Raw genomic sequence first — 22533 nt, 5'->3', positions numbered from 1 at the left:
GTGTAAAGCTATGCAGAACCAGCGCCCGCCGGGAACCGCCTGCATTATTGATATGGCTCATAGTAATCTGCCAACAGGAAAACCGGAATAGACAGGAATGACAAAAAATTGTATATATCGAACATTTCCAGCATGGGAACGTGGAGTCAGATGGATAACATTCCAAATTTCGTTCTTTACGGGGAACAGGGGGAGGAAATTTTCCCCGACTATCTGCATATCGAGTCCATCCGGGCCCGCAGCCTCCGTCATGGCTGGAAATTCCGTCCGCACCGGCATCATAACCTGCATCAGTTTTTCTTCATCGCAAAGGGCGGCGGTCGCGCCCTGATCGAGGAACTGAACCATCCCCTGCTCAATGGGCTTGTCATTGTCATGCCGCCCATGGCCGTTCATGGCTTTGAATTCCTGCCGGATACGGAGGGCTGGGTTCTGACCATCCCCACCCCTTTCCTGCAGCGCATCCTGGAAGAGGAACCCCAGGTGCTGGAATATCTGTCAAATATCAGGATTTTCCAGGGCGATGAGGAAACCGCCGGCCAGTTCAGGGGCCTGTTTGCCGCCATTGAAACGGAACATGCGGCAAGCAAGGCCGCCAGGGGACTTTTCGTGCGCAGCATGGTCACACTGCTCGCCTGCAGCATTTTTCGTGCCTGTCCCCCGGAAGAAGAAACCCGGCAGGAAGCCGCAAACCAGAAACAGGTTATCCTGAGGAATTTTCAGACCCTGGTCGATGAACAATTCAAGGCGCGCTGGCCGGTCGCCCGTTATGCCGACAGACTGGGAATTACGCCTACACACCTGAGCCGCATCTGCCGCCAGGTCCTGCATGTGCCGGCCTCGGAACTTGTTACAGAACGCAGCCTTCTGGAAGCCAGAAGACTGTTGATCTATACTTCCCTGACCATTGCGGAAATTGCCTACGATCTGGGCTTCTCAGATCCTGCCCATTTTTCCAAATTCTTCCGGGAAAAAACCGGGAAAAAACCTTCCGAATTCCGCCAGACCTTTACCAAAAGAGCCTGATCGGGCGTTAGCAGGCTCCCGTGTAGGCGCCGTTCAGATAAATCAGCGGCGATATCTCATCGGCATAAAAGATATCCCTGACTTCTCCGATAATGATGGCATGGGTACCGAAATGGCAGGTTTCCTTCTTTTCCAGAAAGAAATTCGCCTGCGCCCCCTTCAGCCAGGGCAGGCCGTTATGCAGCTGCCAGTCACCTGTTCCAAACAGGTCGCTTTCCGAGGCCGGCCGGCTGAACTTGTCCGAAATATCCGCCTGCCTGCGGTCCAGAAGATTGATGCAGAAACTGTCCTGCCCGTTGATCATGTCGTAAAAGCGGGAGGATTTATGAATACACACCAGCAGGGACAGCGGATCGAAGCTGACGGAAACCACGGAACTGACCGTCGCTCCGGCCCTTTCTTCCCCACTGGCCGCCGTCACGATAGAGACGCTCGCCGCCATCCGCCGCATGGCCTGCCTGAAGGCGTCACCGATCTGCATATCCGACATCAGCTTCTCCCGTCGTTTTTCACTCAGGCCGATTTCTTCAGGCCGGCCAGATAATCGTTGGCGGCCGCTTCTTCCATGAACCAGGGATAGAAGTCCCGCGGGTCATTGAAACCGTCAACGATCTTGGTCGCCAGCTCCGGTGAAACCTGGGCGGCGCCGAACAGGTTCAGCACATGTTCCGGCGGCGGCAACAGCATGCCATTGGTCCATTGAACCACGTATTTTGCATAGTCCCAGAAGGCATCAAATGTGCCATTCATCCAGTCGGCATCAAAGGCGCGGTCTTCCTGGGCAAGGATCTGGTCATAAATGACCTTGGCGCATTTGGTCGCATTGTTGGATCCCTGACCGGTGATCGGGTCATTCAGGCAGATGGCGTCGGCCATGCCCATGACGATCCTGCCGGACGGTAATTTACCCACAGGCTTGCGAATAGTCGGCGGGAACCGGCCAGCAAGGGTGCCGTTGTCATCGGTCAGTTCGATATTGCGGCAGCGCTCGGCCTCCCACGGCAGGTATTTGTCGAGGATGGATTTACTCACCTCCAGATGCTGCTCTGGACTTTTTACATCCTTCCAGCAGTCCATTTCACCACCGGGAATGCCCTCAAACACCATAATCTCGCAGGGACCGGAGGTGGTCAGGGCCGGAAAGACAAAATATTCGCCCACACCGGGAATGATATTGAAACACACCGCGCTGAACTCCTCACGGGGCACCATATTCTTCACATAGGTCAGGCCCAGGGCCCGCATGGGTTTGTCGAAGGTGCTTTTTTCCGCATCCCGCTCGAACATTTTGCCAATGTCGCCTTTGCCGGAGGCGACCAGAACCAGGTCGGCCTCATCGGCATAATCTTCCAGCCCCTCGAGGGTCACATCCTCGATCACCAGCCTGCCGCCGAGGCGTTCGAATTCCTCCATCCAGGCCGGCATTTTCAGGCGTTGGTCAACCGAATTGGCATATCCGGTTTTCAGGCGCGCCGCCCAGTCAATGGCCCTGCCGCCGTCCGGTCCGGCCACGGCGACGCCGATGCCGTCAATATGGGGGCAGGTGTTTTCCCAGAAGTTGAGCCCGAATTCCCGTTCAATATCAAGAGACTGGTTAAACATGGCCTGACTGGAAAGGATCTTGCCCTTGCGCACCTCGTCCCCGGTCCGGTTGGTCACGATGGTGACATCATATCCTTTTTTCTTCAGGCCAATTCCAAGGAGAAGGCCGGACTGGCCGGCGCCGATGATCGTAATTTTTCTCATGATATTTTACACCTTATCGTCTTGAATTTTCAGTTCGCGAGCTTGGCCAGCGCATCTGTCTGCTGCTCGGGGCCGAGGGCGCTGTACCCGCCATCCACCGGAATATCGGCGCCGGTAATGAAGCTCGACTGGTCGGAACAGAGGAAGAGTACCGCATCGGCCACCTCTTCCGGATTGCCGACCCGACCCCTCATATGGAAGGGCGCCGCCACTTCATCGGTCTTGGCGCGGTCATGACCGGATACCTCATCCATAATGGCGCACCAGGTCCAGCCCGGAGATACGGTATTCACGCGGATTCCGTCTTCCGCCAGAAGCAGGGCTTCATTGCGGGTCAGCTGGTGAATGGCGCCTTTACTCATGGGATAGAGACAGCGGCCCGGCTGGGCCACCTTGGCGCTGATGCTGCCGAAATTGACCACCGCGCCCTTGTTTTTCTTAAGATGCTCGCGGGCAGTCTGCACCAGCATGAAGCCACCGGCCACATTGACATTCAGTGCGCGCAGGAATTGCTCCCGCGAACTGTTCATGCCTTCATCTTCATAGGTACAGGCCAGGTTGACCACAAAATCAAGCCGGCCGAACTTGTCCACCGCAAAATCCACACAGGCCTTCAGGTCTTCGTCGGAGGTAACGTCTGTTCTCAGAAACAGGGCATCCGGGCCGGCGGCATCCGCCACAGCCTGACCGCCTTCTTCATTGATATCGGCAAGCACCACTCTGGTGCCTTCTTCCACAAACGCCCTGACGACCGCCGCCCCGATCAGGGTGGCGCCGCCGGTAATGATTGCGACTTTGTCAGCTAGTCCCTTCATATCAAAATCCTTGTCTGATGAATATGAAGGAAGCTTACGCAGAACAAATTGTGCGGGCTATGCAGACACCGAAACGGTTATGCGATTAGTGAATCAATTGGCAGAAAGGCCGGAAAAAGGACCAGAAAAAGACTTATTTGCGCAGGGTATCGGAAGGAGACTCGCCATAAACCTTTTTATAGGCGGCGGCGAACCGGCCAAGCTGGGAAAAGCCCCACTTGGTGGCGATATGGGTGACGCTGTTTTCCTGCAGGGGATTGAGCAGCTCCTGACGCACCTTTTCAAGCCGGGCCTGCAGGATATATTTCATCGGCGTGGTGCCCCGGAAGCTTTTGAAACCGTTATAGATGGACCGGGAACTGACGCCGGATACCCGGACCAGGTCGTCAATGGTGATGTGGTCCTTCAGATGCGCGAGGATATAGTCCTCCACCTGTTTGACATGTTTCGGCGCGGCCGTGGAATCCTGGGCCCGGAGCTGGTCCATATAATTATGATTGAAGGAAAACAGCAGGCTGGTCAGAAGGTTGCGTTCCAGATCCTCGAGCAGGAAATGGGACCGCCATGGATCAAGATCATTGTCCAGTTCATGCACCAGGTTCCAGACCTGGCGCCACCAGCTGCCGGCATGGGGATTGTCGGCGCCCTTGACCTCGTGATGAAAAAGAATAGGCCGGTCGATGGGATGCATCAGCAGGCGGGAAAGACGTTCTTCCATGGCCTCGCGCTTGACCTGGACCATCAGTTTCTTGCAGTCCCGGTTCCAGCGCATCCTGGTATATTCGGACGGATTAATGGCCGAGGCGATACCGCCGGAGGTGACAAATTCGTCATTGTTGGTGCAGATGGTCGCCGCCCCTTCGAGCGGCAGCTGGAACAGGAAAAAATCCTTCAGGTAGCCGGGCTCCACCTCCACATCGGCGCCATATTCCATATAATTGAGGGACACCCGGGACAGCTGGGCCCGGTTATGGCGGGCATTGATGTCGCCTGCCTGTTCCGGCAAGAGCCTGTGATCGCAATAGACCCGGCTGACAATCTCGCGCGCCTCGTCAGCGTCGCGTGTATTGAACAGACTGAATTTTCCCAGTGGTCTTTTCATGTGATCCATCCCTTAAGCCCTGACGCAGTATACCTGATTTTCCCCTTTTTCGCGACTCCTAACTATCTTGTGCATTTTCCCCCGGAAATTTTGAGTTTATGGTCTTACGCCTCTCGTATTATCGCCTTCCTTGTCCCCTTCCTTCAGGGTCCAGTCAAAGCCCACCTGACGCCACATATCCCGGTAGTCGTAATCAGTCTGTAGCGCCAGATTAAGCCGGTTGTAGGAGGCAAAGTCACTGACCAGGTTCACCAACTGCACAATACCCCTGTCGGTCAGGCCGACCTCGCGCAGACCGGCAATCTCCCCATCAGTGATGTCATGCATTTCCTTGTTCACCCTGAGAGCAAAATTGACAATTGTCTTGAGGCGATCGTCGAGGATTACTTCTACCCCGTTTTCAAGAAAACTCTTTGTATAGTCCTCGTCAGTCTCCATGCCGTAATTCATGATGGTACAGAAAGCCGCCGTACAATAGGAACAGCTGTTGGCCTTGGAGACGGCAATGCCCACATGCTGAATTTCCGGCAGGGATAGCTCCCCCATCTGCCACAGCACTTTGGTGGCGCCGAGCTTGGCCTTGAAGAATTCCGGGAAATTCATCTCGATCAGGAAATGATTGGGCACGTCGCCCTCCATTTCCGTGACCCAGTCGCAAATCTCCCGGATTTCCGGATCTTCGCTGCTTCGGGGATCTATCAGTTCAACACGTGCCATGGCCGTTGCTTTCAGTTGGATCAGAAGTTAAAGCGACCGGTGAGATACCATTCCCGTCCGCGGTCATAGAGACCTTCATAGGACTGGAAGGCATCGCCGATAATTCCCGTATGCAGGTATTTTTCGTCGGTAAGGTTCTTCACACCAACGACAACAGCCATAGTTTCATCCGCATTTTCCCAGGTCATATTGGCATTCAGCAGATGGTAGCCGCCCTGATGTAGCTCGGGAGTGTTGAAGGCGTCATTGTCAAACTCGGAACGATAGGACCAGTCCACCCGGGGGACCAGGGAGCCGCTGTTGCCAAGGTCAAACTCTTTCGACACCGCCGCACTCAGCGACCAGTCGGAGACCCGGTCGAGACGATTGGTCTTCTCTACAAAAGTAGTATCGAAATCAATCTCGTCATAGCCCGCATCCAGATACCCGAGACCAGCCTCCACAAACCAGCCGTCGGCCGGTGTCATCTGCAGCTCAAGCTCGAAACCCTTGATGGTGGCGGCACCGGCATTTTTGGTGATCGGCGCCACACTGGTAAAGACCTGCACCTGCATGTCCGTATAGTCGGTATAGAAGGCGGCGCCGTTGAGACGCATGCGACCATCCATGCCGGTATATTTGAAGCCAAGCTCGTAGACCTGAACGAACTCCGGATCAAAGGTCGGGATCAGATCAATATCCGGCGTGCCGGCCGGAGCCGTATAAGGCGCCACGATAGGCGGGAACACCCGCTGGGAGAAACCGCCTGACTTGAAGCCTTCCGAATAGCTGGCATAGAGCATCAGGTCGTCGGTCGCATCCCAGGACAGGTTCAGATAGGGATCGATCTCGTCATAGCTCAGTTCTTTTTCCAGATGAGGCAGGATAGGTTCGCCGGCCTGCATGAAAGGCGCATCCAGCTGCGGATGCATGGAACCGGCAAAATAGTTCTCATGAATGATCTGGTCCGGGGTAAATTTCTTCGTTTCGTCTGTGTAACGGATACCCGCAGTCACATGGAACGTGTCAGTCACATCATAGGTGCCCTGGGCAAAGGCCGCCAGGCTCTGGTTGTCATAGGCGCCGCCGGAGCGGAAGCGGGACACGGTAAAGTCCAGCTCGTTGCGGTTGTCGCCTGTCTCCTTGAAATAATAGAGACCAACAATCCAGTTCAGCCGATCTTCGAAGGCGGTGCCGAGAAGCTGGAATTCCTGGGTGAACTGTTCCTGTTCGAGGAAATCCTGGAACTGGGAAATCCTTAAGGGTGAATGATCGCCGTCCCGGGCGAACTCGGCACTCAGATCCCGATAGGCGGTGATGGATTTCAGTGTGATATTTTCACTGAGCGCCCAATCCACATTCAGGTTGGCGGCCCAGAAATCGGTATTTGAATAGGCCAGCGCGGTACCGGAATTCCGTTCTTCCCCATCGTAAACATAACGGTCGTCGTAGCAGCCAGGAACGGCCAGATTCAGGGTTGATCCCGGATAGGCGCAGGGGGCCGCCGGTCCTCCAGCCGCCAGGCTCGCACCGACGTTGTGGATAGTGGCCATGGGCGGCGTATCCGGGTCAATGGGACCGGCGTAATTGATGCCGATCAGGGTCATGGCCGGACCGTTCTCGCGGTCACGGCTGCCCTCGATGGAGAAACTGATTTCCAGATCATCGCTGGCTTCCAGCAGGAAAGAGGCGCGGCCGGACAATGTATCATCATCGCCCAGGTCAATGCCGTCGTCGCGCATTACATAGCCATCCTGGCTGAGGTAAGCGACAGAGAATTTGCTGTAGAACGTATCGGAGAGAGGAATATTGACGGAGCCCTTGAGGTCAATGCGATCGTCGGTGCCATAAGTGGCGGATAGCTTGCCCTCGAATTCCTCGTGCGGTTTTTTGGTGGTGATGGAAATGGCGCCACCAATGGTGTTGCGGCCGAACAAAGTGCCCTGCGGGCCTTTCAGCACCTCGACACGTTCCACATCAACCAGATCCAGGATACCGCCAACGGAGCGAGCGATATAAACACCGTCCACATAAAGACCCACACCCGGGTCAACGGTCGGCAAAAATTCCTTCTGCCCAACACCGCGGATGTAAATGGCGGCGGAATTGCTGGCGCCGCCAAAGCTCGGATTATTCTGGAAGCTCAGGTTGGGGGTGAACTGGGCGATTTCGCCCACATCGGTCACGCCGCGATATTCCAGCCCGTCACCGGTAAAGGCAGAAATGGCGATCGGCGCGCTCTGCAGCCCCTCTTCCCGCTTCCGGGCCGTCACGGTGATTTCTTCAAGCAACCAGGCGGTGTCGTTGGTTGGTGCCGTTTCCTGTGCCGTCGCCACGTTGCCAAGGGCAAGCAGGCTGCAGGACAGGGTCAGGGCGAATTTTTTTCCTCTGAGAGATGGTGTATGCATGGGATGCTCCATTTATATTTTTTATGTTGGGAGCATTATTTCTGCTTTTCTTATTGGCCCGCTATTCACATAGTGCAGACACTATTTAGAAACTGCATGAATCTCGCGACTGCCCGGTTTGCCTTGATTTCGATCATTGAAATCCTTCATTCTTCCTTTTGTTGCACTAACTAAACAGCCCCTGCACAAACTGAATAGCCGATCAATTTTCCGCCCATAATAATGTCGCCTGACAATAATCACGGCAGCGGGAGACATCATCATGGACTATGATTTTATCATTGTCGGCAGCGGCATCAATTCACTGGTCGCGGCGGCGTTGCTGTCTCGCAAGGGTCACAAGGTCTGTGTTCTGGAGCGGAACGACTGGATCGGCGGCTGCATCAAAACCGCGGAAGTGACCCTGCCCGGCTTCCATCATGACGTATTTTCCGGCTTTCACCCCCTGTTTGTGACCTCGCCCGCCTATGCGGAACTGGCAGAAGAACTGCACGCCAACGGACTGGAGTATGTCAACACGGATAAACCCACCGCCGCCGTCCTGCCCGACGGGCGGAACTTTATCCTGTGGAAGGACCGGCAGGAAAATGTCGCCGCCATGGAAAAACTCGGCACCGGCCAGGGCGAGGCTTACACTCGCTCCATGGCTGATATCGAGCAGAATACCGACCTGATTTTCGGCCTTCTGGGCGCCGAACTGTGGAAGTTTTCCACCCTGAAGCTGCTGGTAAAAGCCGCCTGGAACCGGGGACTGCACGGCCTCAGTTCCTTTTTCGGCCTGTCGCTGAACAATTGCCGAAACTGGCTTGAAGCTGACTTCAGTTCGGACGAGATCAAAGCCTGTTTCGCTCCCTGGATCCTGCATACGGGCCTTGAACCCGACAGTCCCCTGTCCGGCCTGATGGGCAAACTGATCAGCTTTACCCTGGAAGTGGCCGGCATGCCCATCGTCAAAGGCGGCAGCGAAAATCTGGTCAGGGCGCTCAGCGCCATTATCGAGAAAAACGGCGGCAGCCTGATGACCGGCCAGGATGTCAAACGGGTTCTTGTGGAAAACGGCCGGACAACCGGCGTGGAGACGGCGGACGGGGTTGTTTGCAAGGCCCGCAAGGCAGTGATCTGTAATGTCACCCCGACCCAGCTTTATGGATCATTGCTGAAAGATGAAAATATCCCCGGCGTCACCCGTACGGAAGCGGCAAACTATCGCTACGGCAACGGTGATATGCAGATCCATCTGGCGCTGGACAGAATGCCCGAGTGGACGGATCCGGCTCTGAATGATGTCGCCATGGTTCATCTGTCTTCCGGCGTGGACAGTGTTTCCCGCTCGGTCAACCAGGCCCGGCGCGGTCTCCTGCCCGATGAATCCACCGTTGTCGTCGCCCAGCCCACCGCCCTTGATCCCTCCCGCGCACCGGACGGCAAAGCCATTCTCTGGCTGCAGCTTCAGGAACTTCCCTTCCACATCAGGGGGGATGCGGCCGCTGAAATCACACCGCCTGCCGACGGCCTGTGGGACGAGGCCACCAAAGAGGCCTATGCGGACCGTATCATCGATCGTCTGGCCGTCCATATTCCGGGACTTAAGGAAATGATCCTCGGCCGTCATATCCTCTCCCCCAGGGATCTGGCCCAACAGAATGTCAACCTGGTCAACGGCGATCCCTATTCAGGGTCCTGCGGTATTGAACAATTCATGCTGTGGCGGCCGCTGAAATCCGCAAAGAACCATGAGACTCCCATCAGGGGGCTCTATCATATCGGCGCCTCCACCCATCCGGGACCGGGTCTTGCCGGCACCTCCGGTTATCTGGTGGCGCAGAATTTCTGAAAAAGAGAAGAAGCAACAGCCCCGTCAGGGAGACCACCAGCCGACAGGGCGGGTCGATTCCCGAATGGAGAGTGAGGGCGTTACCTTGATAATATTGCCGCGTTTCTCATCATCTTTTTCCGTCCCCTCCAGCAGGGCAAGAAGGGTCTCGGCAGCTTTTTGCCCGATTTCCAGCTGAGGGACTGTCACAGTTGTAAGCGCCGGTGAAATACGGTCCATCATGGGAATATCATTATACCCCGTAACTGAAATGTCCGCCGGGCACGACAAGCCCGCGTCACGAATGGCATCCAGACACCCAAGCGCCAGAAGGTCGCTCCCGGCCGCCACCGCCGTGATATCCGCCTTCAGGGCGAGCAGTTCTTTCATGGCCCGAAAACCTGCTTCCGCCGTGAAACTTGTTGTGTGCATCACATATTCGGGGGAGAGCCCCTTGCTTTTCATACTGGCCGTGAAACCCTGAAGGCGGGCAAAACAGGTGGAGACCTCCATCGGGCCGGTAATATGCGCGATCTTTCTATGGCCAAGGCCGGTCAGGTGATCAATGGCCAGCCGCATCCCGGCTTCATCGTCATTGATCACGGCATGCACATCCTGACGATCCGTCATCCGGTTGACCAGAACGAGGGGAAAGCCCTGCTTGAGAAATTCATCTACAACCGGATCCTGGCGGACAGCCGAGGCCAAAATACAGCCGTCAATTGCGCGTTCCCGTATGCGCCCGTAGGCCGTTCTTTCATAATCCTCTATATTGTTGCTGCTCATCGTCACCAATGTATATCCGGCCTTGTACAACACCTCCTCAAGTCCGCAAACCACAGGCGGAAACACGGGATTTGTAATTGTCGAGATAATCAGGCCGATGGTATGGGATTTATTATGTACCAGCGCGGCCGCCATGCGGTTGGGAAAATATCCCATTTCATCGGCGGCCCTGGTAATTTTTTCGATAACCTCTTCGGTTATCAAATGCCGTGTTGAAGGATTCAAGGCCCGTGAAACCGTCGAAGGATTCACCCCGACAGCCCTCGCCAGATCTTTGATTGTCACCCTTTTACCGGTCATACTTCCACTTTACTTATCTTCTATAGTATTCTGAATTGCGCTAACACATTATACAAGCCGAAAATAAATACCACGCGATAATATATATGGCAGCTATTTATAGTGCGGGTTTTTTAACAGGCCTCAGCGCTCCGTTTCCAGCCTGTTCACATTTCCCGAAACAATATGCAGCATTCTCAGAAGTTCCCTGACTTCGGTACCGGAAAGACCCTCCCGCAATTTTTCTTCCCGTTCCAGAGCCTGTTCAAGCATTCGATCATATAGCGCCCTGCCACTTTCTGTGAATTGCAGGAGCCGGGGTTTTCGCTTTGTATCTTCATGGTCCTGCACATGACCAAGTTTCTCAAGCCGGGCCAGCGAGCGGCTGACCAAAGCCTTGTTGATGCCGCCGACCTGGCTGATCCGGGCAGCACTCACCCCTTCCTCCATCGCCAGCATGACCATGCAGCGCCATTCGACAATGCCGACGCCGAATTTTTTCCGATACCGGGCGGATGCGCTGCTGGATAACCGGTTGGCTATGGCGACAAAAAAATAGGTGCAGTCATTTTCAATATTCAGGACCTTGTGTCCATTGACTTGTTTGTAAGGGGTTATGTCGTCGGTCATTTTTCTCTTTTCATTGTCCAGGATAAACCGTTAATCCCACTCGATCCAGAGTTCCTTGGGCCCGCGAAACTGAACGGCTTCCACCGCTTCAAAATCCTGGCCTTCACAAAGACGCACTCCGGGCAGCCGTCTGGTCAGCTCTTCCAGCAGAACCTTAAGTTCAAAGCGGGCCAGAGCCGCCCCGAGACAGAAATGCCGGCCATAGCCAAAGGAAACATGGGAGCGGGCATCCTTGCGATGAAGATCCAGGACTTCGCCATTGTCGAAAACCTCTTCATCCCGGTTGCCGGACGGCAGGTAACAGAGAATCCGCTCGCCAGCCGGAATTTTCACGCCGGAAAGCTCCACCGGTTCCTTCACCAGCCGTCGCCAGGCCACCACCGAGGGCCGGAACCTGAGGCATTCCTCCACCGCATTTTTTATGAGCGAAGGATCAGCGACAAGGGCGTCCCAGTTTTTCAGGTCTTCCAGCAGACTGAGCACCGCATTGCCCGACATGTTGGTGGTGGTTTCATGGCCAGCCAGCAACAAGCCGAACACCACATTGTTGATATCTTCCACGGTCAGGATACTGTCGTCGCCATTGCGGGTCGCCAGCATGTCGCTCGGCAGATCGTCTTCCGGGTGTTCCATCCGTTTTCGCACATGGGCCAGGCAATAGTCCCAATAGTCGGCCATATGACCTGCCGCCACAAGCTGATCAGCGACCGAGGGGCGACCGAAGGACAGAATCAGCCGGCTGTCCGCCCACATCTTGATTTTCTGCACGTCCCCGTCCGGAATACCCAGAAGTTTAAACAGCACCAGTGCCGGCAGCTCATACACCATCTGGCGGACCAGATCGGCTTTTTTGTCCGCCTCGAAACTGTTGATGGCCTCATTCACAAGCTGGCGGATATAGGGCTCGAGCTTTTTCATCCGCGCCGGGGAAAAGGCCTTGAGCGCATTATTACGGATGCGGGCGTGGTCATCCCGCTCGTTATTGGACAGGGTCGGCCGGGGCGAAAATCCCCGATCCTTAAACAGCTGCAGAACCTCAGGCGCCACCGGCGCAAGCGGTTCAAGGGTTATTTCGGATGAGAAACGTTCTTTGTCGCCGAGAACAACCTTGATGTCCTCATACTTCGTTACGGCCCAGAAACCAATATCCTCCAGATAAAAGACGGGACGTTCCGCCCGCGCCCTGTGGAAGGTTTCCTCCAACTGTTCATTGGTCAGATGAAAGGTATCGGACAAGGCCGAAAGCGGACAGCCGGTACCTGTTGAATTTGCGTAATCTCCCATGGCTCACCTATATGTTTATATATCAACATATAAAGCATGCCCGATTCTATGTTGATATGTCAACATGTAAATGGCCGACACTGCCTAGCGCCTGTCCGGTCCGATCTCCGCCAGGATTTCAGCCCGGTGCTGGTCTTTCATCGGCAGACCCCCGTCAGCCTTTCCGATAGCTCTGCTGAAACGCGGTGCCGGCGCGGGTGCGGTGATGCCGTTTTGAGCGATATGGGCCTGGCGGGAGGCGTTATGAGGATGAAACGGCGCCTCCTCAAAGTCGAGGACAGGCGCAAAACAGGCATCGGTTCCTTCAAGCAGCTCGCACCATTCCATCCGGGTCCGGCTTTTGAAAACTTCCTCGAAACGCTTGATATAAGCGGGCCATCTGGCTTGATCATTCTGCGGCTCGAAATCAGCAGGATCAAGGCCCAGCTTTTCCAGCAGCACACGATAAAAACGGGGTTCAATCGCCCCGACGGAAATATATTTCCCGTCCCGTGTCTCGTAACAGCGGTAATAGGGCGCGCTGCCGTCAAGCAAGTTATGGCCTCTTTCCGCCTGCCAACGGCCCTGGGCCATCAAGGCGTAAAATATCGTCGACAGGGACGCCGCCCCGTCAGTGATTGCCGCATCTATGACCTGGCCCCTGCCGCTGTGCTGTCGCTCTATGATTGCCGCCAGAATGCCGAAGGCGAGGAACAGCGATCCTCCACCATAGTCTCCCACAAGGTTAAGCGGCGGCACCGGAGGCCTGTCCTTCTCCCCGATCGCGCCGAGAATCCCTGACAGGGCGATATAGTTGATGTCATGTCCCGCCGCCGAAGCCAGCGGCCCCGCCTGCCCCCAGCCGGTAACCCGGCCATAAATAAGCCCTGGATTGTCCGGCATCAGGTCATCCGGACCCAGGCCAAGACGTTCCATCGCGCCGGGGCGCCGGCCTTCAATCAGAACATCAGCCCCGCGACAGAGTTCACGGGCAACAGCCAGATCGTCCCTGTCTTTCAGATCGAGGACAATGGACCGTTTGCCACGCCGGGTCAGATCCTTCGCCGGATCGCCCTGCAATCCGGTTTCCGCCTGTTCTATCAGAATGACGTCGGCACCCAGGTCAGCCAGCAGCATGCCGCAATAGGGCGCCGGGCCAATGGCCTCGAATTCGATAATCCTGATCCCCGACAACGGCCCCATATCATTCCGTCCGCCTAGAGTTTCGGCGCCGGCATCGGGGCAAGCACAGCCTGGATCGCTGCCGCCACCTGCAACAATTTCCGGTCGCTGCCGTCCGGCCCGTCCAGTTCCATGCCGATGGGCAGGCCCGTGGACGACAGGCCAACCGGCAGGCTGATGCCCGGAAGCCCCGCGTTGCTGCCCGGGTCCGTGTTGCGGATGAAGGTACCGAAGGTCGGCACCTGTTCGCCGTTCAGCTCCACGGTTTCATCGTGACCGATAGGCCGGGCGGTGAGCGGTGTGGTTGGGAAGATCACCGCCGCCACATTCTGGGCCCTGAAATAGTCGGCATAGGCCTTCTGCAGGGCAGGGCGGTGAATTTCGATCGCTGCTTTATAAGCTTCTTTCGGCATGGCGCCTTCCCCCATCAGGGAGAGACTCAGGCCCTTTACATCGGGGCTGCCGATCTCGGCCACCAGTTCCTCGATGGTAATCTCGCAGCCCTTGTGGCAGAGATATTTTTCCAGGTCCGGCAGGAATTCATAGAGCACCACCGGGAAGCTGACCGCTTCATCAAGCGGTCCCACATCGGGGATATCCGCCTCCACCAGAACGACGCCTTTTTCCCGCAGCAGGTCGAGAGTTTTCTCCGCCGCCGCGGCCACGTCCGGTTCCAGGTTTTCATAGAAATAGGTCCGCGGCACGCCGATGCGAACACCCTCAAGACTTTTGAGGGACTCGAGAGATTCCTCGGACGTAATGGCTTCATCCACCAGCATGATATCTTCGACCCCGCGGGCAAAGGTGCCGATGGTGTCGCGGGTATGAGAAATGGGCACCGCCCCTTCACTGCCGTACCGGCCCATGGTCGGCCGGAAACCCACCACACCGCACAGCGCGCCGGGAATGCGGGCCGATCCGCCGGTGTCTGTACCAAGCGCCACCGGCACAATGCCTGCCGCCACCGCCGCTGCGCTGCCGCCGCTGCTGCCGCCGGGAATCATATCCGGATTGTAGGGGTTGCGCACCGCACCGAAAACACCGTTGTTGGAGGTAATGCCCATGGCCAGCTCATGCAGGTTGGCTTTGCCGGCGACAATGGCGCCCTGATCGAGGAGTTTCTGCACCACCGGCGCATTGGCTGTTGGCCGATGATCCCTGAGCGCCGCCGTACCGCCGCTCGTCGCATAATCCCTGGTATCAATATTGTCTTTCAAGGCAATCGGCAGACCGAACAATGCCCCGCGGGCCGCGCCATCCTTGCGGATACGGTCCGCATTACGGGCAGCTTCCAGAAGCTTGTCCGGATCAAATGTAATAAAAACATTCAGATTCGACTGTTCTTCGGCGCGCTGGATAATATGGCGGGCATAGTCTGCGACAGTCAGTTCGCCATCTCTGATCCGGCGCAGGGCTTCCACCGCTGTCAGCTCAAGAATTGTCATGGCCGTTCCTCCCGGGATATGAAGAAAATAGAATTATAGACAAAAAAAAGTCGGGCACCGAAGTGCCCGACAATATCATGTTATGTGGCTTAGTTGAAGCGCCAGGTAACAGATGCCCCGTACATGACAGGATCACCATATACCGCGACATCACCCGGGCCCACGATATAGATGTGGGAAATATATTCTTCATCGAAGATATTTTTACCCCAGAGAGAAATTTCCCACTGTTCATCTTCGCTGGTCCAGGAAACATTGGCGTCAGACACGCCCCATGACGGCTGCATGGTCAGGTCAGACACCACATCACCACGCTGATCGCCGGTATACCGGTAATCGATATGGTAAGACATCTGGCCGCCCCAGGACACATCATGGCTATAGTCGGCCGCAATGTAGAAGCGGTGCTCCGGCGCGCGGGTCAGAGGTTTAGTCTGAATATCCGGTGTTGCCGGCGGAGTTGCATAATAGGCATCGAACACAAACTCAGCCTCAGTATGCATGTAGGAATAGTTACCAGAAATATACAGGTTTTCGACCGGCACCCAGGTGAATTCAGCTTCTACACCATAGATTTCGGCAGACGCTGCGTTACGTGTCCGGAATACACCGAAAAACTGTCCAGGTTGCGCACCGTCAAGCTGCCGACCGAAACGTTGGAACTGCAGGTCTGTATAGTCTGTGTAATAAGCCGCCAGGTTCAGACGCAGGGTTCCGTCAAACAGGTCGGCCTTGGAACCGATTTCATAGTTCCAGGCAATTTCCGGCTGCAGCGGAAGCTGTGCTGCTGCGATACTCTCGGGTGCCGCGCCGAATCCGCCGGATTTAAAGCCTTTGGAAACGCTGGCGTAGACTAAAGTATCGTCATTGATCTGATAATCCAGAGTCAATTTCGGAGAGAAATCAGACCAGGATTCGCTGGCCTGCACGCCACCGATCTTATTGTCGATATCTGTACCGAAATCACTTGTGATGATAAATCCACTAAACGGACCACCATAACTCTCTGTCCAGTTATCGATGGTCTTTTCTTCGTAGGTATACCGAACACCAACACCCAGTTTCAGTTTGTCAGTGACGTTATAATTCACGTGGGCAAAAGCCGCAAAACTGTCGGTGGTGTTGTCCTGACGATAGGAGCCGACCCAGTCTTCACCATCATCAGCGCTCAGGCTCGGCAGGCGGTCATCTTCGTTGAACACCAGACGGAAGGTTTCCTGACGGTCGGTGTTTTCGTTCATATAAAACAGGCCGGCAACATAGTCCATATTGTCATTGATGGTGCCTGCGAAACGGAATTCCTGGCTATACTGTTTGGTATAGTCATGAATTTCATCGACAATGTTATCGCCAGGAGCAGGGGAACCAGTAGAATCCATTTCCCAGTCATTGGCGCTGTCACGGTAGGCGCTGACAGATGTCAGAGTACCGGCATCACCGAAATCATGTTCAATTTTCATGCTGACGCCATTAGCGCTCTTTTTGGCATACCCATCCTGCGGATTTGTTGAATGCTTGTAGTCGCCACCGGCAGCAATATGTTCCTCATAAATTCCGGGAAGAGGCGGGTTACTGCGTGTCGGGATACGGCCCATGTCGGCCTGATCCATATCCATGGTATCGGCGCTCAGGGTGATTTCTGTATTTTCACCCGTCCACAGCAGCTGACCGCGTACGGACTGTACGTTTTCGTCTTTCAGTTTGTTGCCGGTAATGATGTTCTCAACCCAGCCGTCACGCTGACGGGAGGAGAAGGACACTTTGGCAGCCAGGCTGTCGCTCAGCGGTCCGGAAACAACGCCTTGGAAGTCCTGACGGTCATAGTTGCCGACAGTGGCTTTAACCTTGGCTCGGAAATCCTGGCCCGGCTTTGTGGAAACCACGTTGATGGCGCCGCCAATGGCGTTTTTACCATAAAGGGTGCCCTGCGGACCGCGCAGAACCTCGATGCGTTCCACATCGAACAGTTCGAAGGCCATGTTGGAAATACGGCCCAGGTAAACGTCATCCATGAACACGGCAACGGAGTTTTCTGTTCCGGCACCATCGTCATTTGATGAGATACCACGCAGGCTGACCACGGACTGACCCGGCGCGAACGGCGAGAAAGTCATACTGGGAATGCGGGTGGCAATATCATCCGCCGTATGGATATCAGCTTTCTCAATGGCACTGGCGCTGAGCGCTGTTACGGCCACAGGAACCGCCTGCAGGTTTTCGGACCGGCGCTGTGCGGTCACGGTAATTTCTTCCAGCATCATCGTTTCTTCTTCGGCCAGTGACGGTGTTGTCACTGTCGCGCCGAAAACCAATGCTGTAAGAGCTGTAGTCTGTAGTAAACGCTTATACATGTCTTTCTCCCTATGTGTTGCGTTTCCAACCTCACGAATGTTCCCGTTTTACTCTCGATTCTGGAAATGAAACGGAGCAATTATCCGGTGAACGACTGCACCATACACTAATGATACAGGTTTTTAAATCTTTTTATTCTAAATGTATCATTTTGCATATGAAACTAATACTTAATTGAAAATTCTATACTTTTTTTATTATAATCTTCAAATAATAGGGAAAAGATTGATAAATGGTTAACGGATTTCCATTAAAGTAACATAATCCACATTATATATTACTTTAGTCCACATTAATATACAGGGATCCCTGTCTTATACTGAAATTCAGACCCGGCAGAGTTGAGTGACATACCCCCTGTGATACCCTGGCGTACTGTAACAGTTTTTTCTGTTTCGATGGTATTTTCTGGATATGTTTCTCATGAAACCAGTATCTGATCCCGACTAAATATATAGTCCCCCCATCCGGACCATTCAGGTTCCGGAGCCGGATTTATAGAAATTTCCGTTCATAACAACATGTTGTATATAACCCAGCGGATAGATTATAATCGGGCCCCTGTCCGTTATTTCGGGTTTGCCCTGAATTTTGCCTGAAATCACCGGCCCTTTAAAATTCACCGGGCCATTTACAGGAACCAGTGTTACAATTTTATCCAGATCAAAAAACGGGGAAAAACGATGAAAAGATTTTTGAGGTACGGGCTTTCAGGATTCTTCCTGCTGATTGCCATGCTGGAACCGGTCCTGGCAGAACAGACAATATATTTGATCCGGCATGCGGAAAAAATGACAGACGGGACGGCGGATCCGGCCCTGACAGAGGCCGGACGACAGCGGGCGCAATGGTACGCCGGTTATTTTGCCGATAAAAAACTTACCGCCGTTTATTCTACAGACCTGAAGCGCACCAGGGAGACGGCGGCACCCACCCTCCACAATACGGGGCTTTCCCTGGACTTTTATGATCCGCATGATCTTGCCGGATTTGCCGATAGAACCCGTGACCTGCCCGGCAATATTCTGGTGGTCGGTCACAGCAACACGACCCCTTATCTGGCCGGACTGCTCAGCGGACAGGAGCTTCCCGAACTTCAGGACGGACAATATGACAGGATTTTTGTGATAACAAAAAATGAAGAGGGAACCATCCGCCTGCATCTGGATCATAGCGATCCGCACACGGACTAGTTCCCCCTTCCCCCAAATAATTCCAATTGATTGATGTCGTGTCAGGCCACCTGCTTGCCGGCAAGATATTCCTGGATCATCAGTTCTATGTCCCGGGGGACAAGATCCAGAGCCGGCAGGGCTTCTGGCCGGCCATTGAACAGAACGTCCGGTTCCTGGCCTTCGTACCAGCCCAGGTTTGGCCGGTGTACTTTATAACCAATCAGTTCCTGCAGCTTTTCGGGAAAGTGTTTTGCAACTTCCGGCGGATAAGCCAGATACTGATTTTCCGCCTGCCGCAGCCAGCCGAGGCTGTAACTGACGGTCAGACCGGTACGTGGCTTGCGCGACCGGTTGGCGCCGCCGCCATGCTGGGTAGAACCGAGCCAGATCAGAACAGAGCCCCGTTTCATTTCCGCCTGCACCAGTTCCTCTGGCGGCACTTCCCGCTGCACCGGTTTCAGGTGACTGCGCGGCCACAGCACAGTCCCGCCGTTCTCCGCGGTGAAATCATCCAGCGCCCACATGGCATTGATCATGAACTCGCTGCCGGGATGACCCCAGGGAAACATTTCGTCGTCCCGGTGCAGAAGCTGTCCTTCCTCCCCCGGCTCAATACGAATGGCCTGGGTCAGGTTGACCTGGATTTTTTCACAATTCGGGCCGAGAATATCCTCCATGATGCCAAGGATCACAGGATTTGTAGCCAAACCGTGGGACGTTGGCGCCTTGGAAAAAATGCGCCCCATTCTCTTGGTATGAAAGCCCCAGAAAAGACCTTCGGAATTAGGCGTCTGGTGAAAGGACGGCTTCAGCTCCTGATTAACCTGCTCGATCATAATCTCGGGCACAAGATCCTCGATGATGACATAGCCGTTGTTGCGCAGGCGGGCCACATAATCCAGCACCCCGTCTTCCCGCTCCATCTCCTCCCGGATTATCTTATTCGTCCGGGACATTCTTCGTCTCCCCCATCAGTGCAGGATATTTAAGGGCCAGGGTAGCCCGCTGGCTGTTCATGTCTTCCGCCAGCTGAACACAATGTTCCACCAGAATATTTCTGTCTTCCGGCGAAAGTTCCAGCAACGCATATCCCAATCGTGCAAACAGCTCTCCAAGGGGTTTGTTTTCTTCCATAGACATTACGCGACCTCCTTCTCTTTTTGTATAATTCGAAGCATGGACCCCGGCACGTTCCGGCGCTGCCGTAAAATCTGCAGACCAACCGGATTGACCATGATGCTCAGGGCGATAACCTGCTCGTTGCCGACCGTCTGGGGCAGGCCAAGCGGCATGGTGCCCCAGCCTGACCTGAGGATCATCGGCAGGGTGTTCATATTGGCGATCACATTGATCTTGCTGATGCCCAGCATCAGCGCCGCTTCCATCATGCCGACACTGAGTTCTGCGCCGCCGCCGGCCTTCAGGCCCTGGGCCTTGCCGGAATTTGACAGCACATAAAAACGCGAACATTCCCATACGTCGGGATCACGCTGCACGGCGCCTTCAACAAGATTGGGAAACAGTTCCGACAGCAAATGAGCCTTGTTTGCCTGCAGCAACCGCAGACTGCCAATCAGTTTACCATCGTCATCCTTGATCAGCAGGTAGACTGCATCCTTGTCATCAAACTGGTCGATTTCCATTCTGTTTTCATGGTCTGCCATCGGGAGTTTCCAGCCCATCTGCTCCTCAAAAACGTCATATCTTTGCCGGAACATCTGATGCAAATCATTGGAAAAATGATGACGGTTCTCATGCGTTACCATATCAACATGCATTTTATCCTCCTGCCGTTGTAAACTTGATTATGTGCTTGCACGACAAGTCTGGGTAAAAAACAGGAGGATGTGACCTGCCTAGGTAGGCAGGTTTTTGCCAGTACTGGAAATCAGGTCATTTTTCTTTCCACCATGAATTACGCAGTCGGAAAAAAATACTACCTATGGGGTTATGGAGCAGCTCAGAATAGCCCGGACAACAGTTTGTATCCGGGTCGACAGATTGAATTTGCGCTTGGCATTTTCGATGTGGAAATGAACCGTGTGTTTGCTGATACTCAGAATATCGGCAATATCCGTGTCACTTTTCCCGGACGCCGCCCAGTAGAGACATTCCTTTTCCCGGCCGGTCAGCTCTTTTTTCTCGAACTGCGGGCTGCCGGATTCCTCCCGCACCCTGAGGACGGCCTCATGAAAATAGACACACAACAGATGCAGAAGGAGATAACTGTCCCGGTCGAAATCCTGCTCCTCAGAGGAAACACTGAACGTGGTGGGAATAAACCCGGGCACAAAAAGCTGCACCGAAATGCCGTTTTTCAGCCCGCACTCGGAAGCCTCCTTGAGGATCTTTTTCTGGAAACGGTTGCGGACATGCATATTTTCCCAGATCACCGGAACGTTCCTGTTCTGGACCGCATCAAGCACAGCGTCCTGCTGGTGATAGTTCTTGTCCAGATACCTGGACGTCCAGCTTTCGGGCAGCTTGGTGATGAAAATAGATCCCGGAACCGGATTGTTGTAGTCCATCATGGAAGCGCAGGAAAAATGAGTGAAACCGAGCTTCTGAATGGCCTTGTCGAAAGCTTCTACGAGTTCGTCCTCCGACAAAACCCTGGCGGATGCAGAGACAAAATCCTGGACAACCTCGAATTCCTGCATTTCCTTTTCTTCACCCTCAATATATTGCCCTACAACGGGTTATGACTGTTACTGAAGACATTCTAGCCCCAGTTACCGCCCTTTTCAAGATTCCCCTCTTCCAGTCCGGCTACTTTCCCTAACAACCTGCTGAAGTCAGAGCTCGCCTTCAGGGAGCAGGATTCCTCCATGGTATGATAGCCGGTCGTCGGCACCTGCAGCGTTGCGCCCTGAACAAAGCCGCCCGAAGCGGCTATAATCCGGCCCATTTCGGTGCTGCCCAGTGACTGAAGTTCACGCCCTTCCTTCGCCGCCAGCCGGTTTTGTTCTTCTATATAACTGTCCTTGAAACTGCAGGGTATGTCGCTTGAGTGGCAGAATTGTTCCAGCATGGTGATGGTTTCGGGATTAAATTCCGCATTGGCGTCCCGTCGCCGGAGGACAACGGATTGTGCATCGGCGCTGGACCGGTCCGGATAAGGGCTGGTATCCACCACGACAAGGCGGTTGGTTGGCCCGCCGAAACGCCGAAACCATTCCAGAAGATAACGCCAGCTGCTGCCGGCTTCCTCCTGGGCGGTGAAGAAGGCGGTTCCCTGGAATCCCAGACTAAACAGATGCACCAGATGCGCCGCCGTCAGCACGTTATCAAGCTGGCCGCTCAGCAGGCCATCGCGAACCGTCAACCGGTCGGTAAACGCCACCGGGGTGCCGGCCACCAGATGCTCAAGCCCCTCGACTTCAAAAATCAGGTTGTTGCGATATTCACAGACATAGGCCCGGTTAATTACGCCGGAACCACGATAGGCACCTGACCAGGGTTCATAGGCCATTACCGGCGTTGCCTGAAAACGGTCGACAATTTTCATCATCAGCTTTTCCGACACCGAATTACCCAGAAGATCGGAACGGTTGCCGGCCACAAAAGCCGCATACTGGAACTCATTCGGGCCGGTACAGATCAGGCCATGCCGGTCGATATGGGCGGAGAACATGGCTGAATTCGGTTTACTGCCCTGCGCCACCAGCAGGCCGTTATACCAGCTGACCCTGGCGCCCCGTTCCTCCAGTTCGCGCTGCAGAACCCGGAAAAAGGAATGTTCCGCCCCCACAACACTGGGCTGGCGGATCAACACCTTGAGCAAGTCAATAAAATCCTCATTATGGTGCACGGGC

The 22533-nt window shown here is 54.6% G+C and carries 20 protein-coding genes; 3 read left to right on the top strand and 17 right to left on the bottom strand.

What is annotated here, in order from left to right:
- The first annotated feature begins 150 nt into the window (after window positions 1-150).
- Window positions 151-1026 (top strand): helix-turn-helix domain-containing protein, encoded by an 876-nt coding sequence (locus ACORNT_RS04785; protein ID WP_321396064.1) that lies wholly within the window; start codon window positions 151-153, stop codon window positions 1024-1026.
- Between the two features lie 7 nt (window positions 1027-1033).
- On the opposite strand, the gene ACORNT_RS04780 is transcribed toward ACORNT_RS04785, so the two are convergent.
- From ACORNT_RS04780 to ACORNT_RS04755, 6 genes are all read right to left on the bottom strand, one after another.
- Window positions 1034-1516 carry a flavin reductase family protein gene (locus ACORNT_RS04780; RefSeq protein ID WP_321396061.1) on the bottom strand — a complete coding sequence of 161 codons (483 nt, stop codon included), beginning with the start codon at window positions 1514-1516 and terminating at the stop codon, window positions 1034-1036.
- Window positions 1517-1539: 23 nt separating this feature from the next.
- Window positions 1540-2772 carry a styrene monooxygenase/indole monooxygenase family protein gene (locus tag ACORNT_RS04775; RefSeq protein WP_321396058.1) on the bottom strand — a complete coding sequence of 411 codons (1233 nt, stop codon included), beginning with the start codon at window positions 2770-2772 and terminating at the stop codon, window positions 1540-1542.
- A gap of 29 nt (window positions 2773-2801) precedes the next feature.
- Window positions 2802-3587 (bottom strand): SDR family oxidoreductase, encoded by a 786-nt coding sequence (locus tag ACORNT_RS04770; RefSeq protein ID WP_321396055.1) that lies wholly within the window; start codon window positions 3585-3587, stop codon window positions 2802-2804.
- A gap of 133 nt (window positions 3588-3720) precedes the next feature.
- Window positions 3721-4689 (bottom strand): AraC family transcriptional regulator, encoded by a 969-nt coding sequence (locus ACORNT_RS04765; protein ID WP_321396052.1) that lies wholly within the window; start codon window positions 4687-4689, stop codon window positions 3721-3723.
- 96 nt (window positions 4690-4785) lie between these two features.
- Window positions 4786-5406, bottom strand: coding sequence for a hypothetical protein (locus tag ACORNT_RS04760; RefSeq protein WP_321396048.1), 621 nt, complete (start codon window positions 5404-5406; stop codon window positions 4786-4788).
- A gap of 20 nt (window positions 5407-5426) precedes the next feature.
- Window positions 5427-7793: a TonB-dependent receptor gene (locus tag ACORNT_RS04755; protein ID WP_321396045.1), complete on the bottom strand. Its 2367-nt coding sequence runs from the start codon at window positions 7791-7793 to the stop codon at window positions 5427-5429.
- A 262-nt stretch (window positions 7794-8055) separates the two neighbouring features.
- Here ACORNT_RS04755 and ACORNT_RS04750 point away from each other — a divergent pair, with 262 nt between their 5' ends.
- A complete protein-coding gene (locus ACORNT_RS04750; RefSeq protein WP_321396042.1) occupies window positions 8056-9627 on the top strand; it encodes an NAD(P)/FAD-dependent oxidoreductase in 1572 nt (523 codons plus the stop codon).
- Between the two features lie 24 nt (window positions 9628-9651).
- Here ACORNT_RS04750 and ACORNT_RS04745 read toward each other — a convergent pair whose 3' ends face one another.
- From ACORNT_RS04745 to ACORNT_RS04720, 6 genes are all read right to left on the bottom strand, one after another.
- Window positions 9652-10692 (bottom strand): LacI family DNA-binding transcriptional regulator, encoded by a 1041-nt coding sequence (locus ACORNT_RS04745; protein ID WP_321396037.1) that lies wholly within the window; start codon window positions 10690-10692, stop codon window positions 9652-9654.
- A gap of 123 nt (window positions 10693-10815) precedes the next feature.
- Window positions 10816-11301: a MarR family winged helix-turn-helix transcriptional regulator gene (locus ACORNT_RS04740; RefSeq protein WP_321396034.1), complete on the bottom strand. Its 486-nt coding sequence runs from the start codon at window positions 11299-11301 to the stop codon at window positions 10816-10818.
- Window positions 11302-11331: 30 nt separating this feature from the next.
- Entirely contained in the window at window positions 11332-12585 is a 1254-nt protein-coding gene (locus ACORNT_RS04735) for a cytochrome P450 (protein WP_321396031.1), read from the bottom strand.
- 84 nt (window positions 12586-12669) lie between these two features.
- Window positions 12670-13767: a CaiB/BaiF CoA-transferase family protein gene (locus ACORNT_RS04730; RefSeq protein WP_321396028.1), complete on the bottom strand. Its 1098-nt coding sequence runs from the start codon at window positions 13765-13767 to the stop codon at window positions 12670-12672.
- Window positions 13768-13781: 14 nt separating this feature from the next.
- Entirely contained in the window at window positions 13782-15191 is a 1410-nt protein-coding gene (iaaH, locus tag ACORNT_RS04725) for an indoleacetamide hydrolase (RefSeq protein ID WP_321396025.1), read from the bottom strand.
- 89 nt (window positions 15192-15280) lie between these two features.
- The gene (locus tag ACORNT_RS04720) at window positions 15281-17542 is read right to left on the bottom strand and encodes a TonB-dependent receptor (RefSeq protein ID WP_321396022.1); all 2262 of its coding nucleotides are present in this window, start codon (window positions 17540-17542) and stop codon (window positions 15281-15283) included.
- Between the two features lie 684 nt (window positions 17543-18226).
- Here ACORNT_RS04720 and ACORNT_RS04715 point away from each other — a divergent pair.
- Window positions 18227-18736: a phosphoglycerate mutase family protein gene (locus ACORNT_RS04715; RefSeq protein WP_321396020.1), complete on the top strand. Its 510-nt coding sequence runs from the start codon at window positions 18227-18229 to the stop codon at window positions 18734-18736.
- 41 nt (window positions 18737-18777) lie between these two features.
- On the opposite strand, the gene ACORNT_RS04710 is transcribed toward ACORNT_RS04715, so the two are convergent.
- The 5 genes from ACORNT_RS04710 to ACORNT_RS04690 all read right to left on the bottom strand — a co-directional run bounded on the left by ACORNT_RS04710 (window position 18778) and on the right by ACORNT_RS04690 (window position 22529).
- Window positions 18778-19674: a phytanoyl-CoA dioxygenase family protein gene (locus ACORNT_RS04710; RefSeq protein ID WP_321396017.1), complete on the bottom strand. Its 897-nt coding sequence runs from the start codon at window positions 19672-19674 to the stop codon at window positions 18778-18780.
- The gene (locus tag ACORNT_RS04705) at window positions 19658-19858 is read right to left on the bottom strand and encodes a hypothetical protein (RefSeq protein WP_321396014.1); all 201 of its coding nucleotides are present in this window, start codon (window positions 19856-19858) and stop codon (window positions 19658-19660) included. Before ACORNT_RS04705 ends, ACORNT_RS04710 begins: the two co-directional genes overlap by 17 nt.
- The gene (locus ACORNT_RS04700; protein WP_321396011.1) at window positions 19858-20496 is read right to left on the bottom strand and encodes an acyl-homoserine-lactone synthase; all 639 of its coding nucleotides are present in this window, start codon (window positions 20494-20496) and stop codon (window positions 19858-19860) included. Before ACORNT_RS04700 ends, ACORNT_RS04705 begins: the two co-directional genes overlap by 1 nt.
- A gap of 162 nt (window positions 20497-20658) precedes the next feature.
- The gene (locus ACORNT_RS04695; RefSeq protein WP_321396008.1) at window positions 20659-21378 is read right to left on the bottom strand and encodes a LuxR family transcriptional regulator; all 720 of its coding nucleotides are present in this window, start codon (window positions 21376-21378) and stop codon (window positions 20659-20661) included.
- Between the two features lie 62 nt (window positions 21379-21440).
- A complete protein-coding gene (locus ACORNT_RS04690) occupies window positions 21441-22529 on the bottom strand; it encodes a hypothetical protein (protein ID WP_321396004.1) in 1089 nt (362 codons plus the stop codon).
- Between the last annotated feature and the right edge of the window lie 4 nt (window positions 22530-22533).

Source organism: Emcibacter sp. (assembly GCF_963675455.1).
Taxonomy (GTDB): Bacteria; Pseudomonadota; Alphaproteobacteria; order Sphingomonadales; family Emcibacteraceae; genus Emcibacter.
Note: the sequence above shows the minus strand (reverse complement) of the source record. Positions and strands in the feature narration are given on the sequence as shown.

What these genes read in the sequence shown, in the direction of transcription:
- ACORNT_RS04750 (WP_321396042.1), top strand. Translation starts at nt 8,056, where the DNA reads ATGGACTATGATTTTATCATTGTCGGCAGCGGCATCAATTCACTGGTC.
- ACORNT_RS04765 (WP_321396052.1), bottom strand. Translation starts at nt 4,689, where the DNA reads ATGAAAAGACCACTGGGAAAATTCAGTCTGTTCAATACACGCGACGCT.
- ACORNT_RS04695 (WP_321396008.1), bottom strand. Translation starts at nt 21,378, where the DNA reads ATGCAGGAATTCGAGGTTGTCCAGGATTTTGTCTCTGCATCCGCCAGG.
- ACORNT_RS04775 (WP_321396058.1), bottom strand. Translation starts at nt 2,772, where the DNA reads ATGAGAAAAATTACGATCATCGGCGCCGGCCAGTCCGGCCTTCTCCTT.
- ACORNT_RS04730 (WP_321396028.1), bottom strand. Translation starts at nt 13,767, where the DNA reads ATGGGGCCGTTGTCGGGGATCAGGATTATCGAATTCGAGGCCATTGGC.
- ACORNT_RS04785 (WP_321396064.1), top strand. Translation starts at nt 151, where the DNA reads ATGGATAACATTCCAAATTTCGTTCTTTACGGGGAACAGGGGGAGGAA.
- ACORNT_RS04745 (WP_321396037.1), bottom strand. Translation starts at nt 10,692, where the DNA reads ATGACCGGTAAAAGGGTGACAATCAAAGATCTGGCGAGGGCTGTCGGG.
- ACORNT_RS04710 (WP_321396017.1), bottom strand. Translation starts at nt 19,674, where the DNA reads ATGTCCCGGACGAATAAGATAATCCGGGAGGAGATGGAGCGGGAAGAC.
- ACORNT_RS04715 (WP_321396020.1), top strand. Translation starts at nt 18,227, where the DNA reads ATGAAAAGATTTTTGAGGTACGGGCTTTCAGGATTCTTCCTGCTGATT.
- ACORNT_RS04720 (WP_321396022.1), bottom strand. Translation starts at nt 17,542, where the DNA reads ATGTATAAGCGTTTACTACAGACTACAGCTCTTACAGCATTGGTTTTC.
- ACORNT_RS04700 (WP_321396011.1), bottom strand. Translation starts at nt 20,496, where the DNA reads ATGCATGTTGATATGGTAACGCATGAGAACCGTCATCATTTTTCCAAT.
- ACORNT_RS04705 (WP_321396014.1), bottom strand. Translation starts at nt 19,858, where the DNA reads ATGTCTATGGAAGAAAACAAACCCCTTGGAGAGCTGTTTGCACGATTG.
- ACORNT_RS04770 (WP_321396055.1), bottom strand. Translation starts at nt 3,587, where the DNA reads ATGAAGGGACTAGCTGACAAAGTCGCAATCATTACCGGCGGCGCCACC.
- ACORNT_RS04780 (WP_321396061.1), bottom strand. Translation starts at nt 1,516, where the DNA reads ATGTCGGATATGCAGATCGGTGACGCCTTCAGGCAGGCCATGCGGCGG.
- ACORNT_RS04755 (WP_321396045.1), bottom strand. Translation starts at nt 7,793, where the DNA reads ATGCATACACCATCTCTCAGAGGAAAAAAATTCGCCCTGACCCTGTCC.
- ACORNT_RS04760 (WP_321396048.1), bottom strand. Translation starts at nt 5,406, where the DNA reads ATGGCACGTGTTGAACTGATAGATCCCCGAAGCAGCGAAGATCCGGAA.
- iaaH (WP_321396025.1), bottom strand. Translation starts at nt 15,191, where the DNA reads ATGACAATTCTTGAGCTGACAGCGGTGGAAGCCCTGCGCCGGATCAGA.
- ACORNT_RS04740 (WP_321396034.1), bottom strand. Translation starts at nt 11,301, where the DNA reads ATGACCGACGACATAACCCCTTACAAACAAGTCAATGGACACAAGGTC.
- ACORNT_RS04735 (WP_321396031.1), bottom strand. Translation starts at nt 12,585, where the DNA reads ATGGGAGATTACGCAAATTCAACAGGTACCGGCTGTCCGCTTTCGGCC.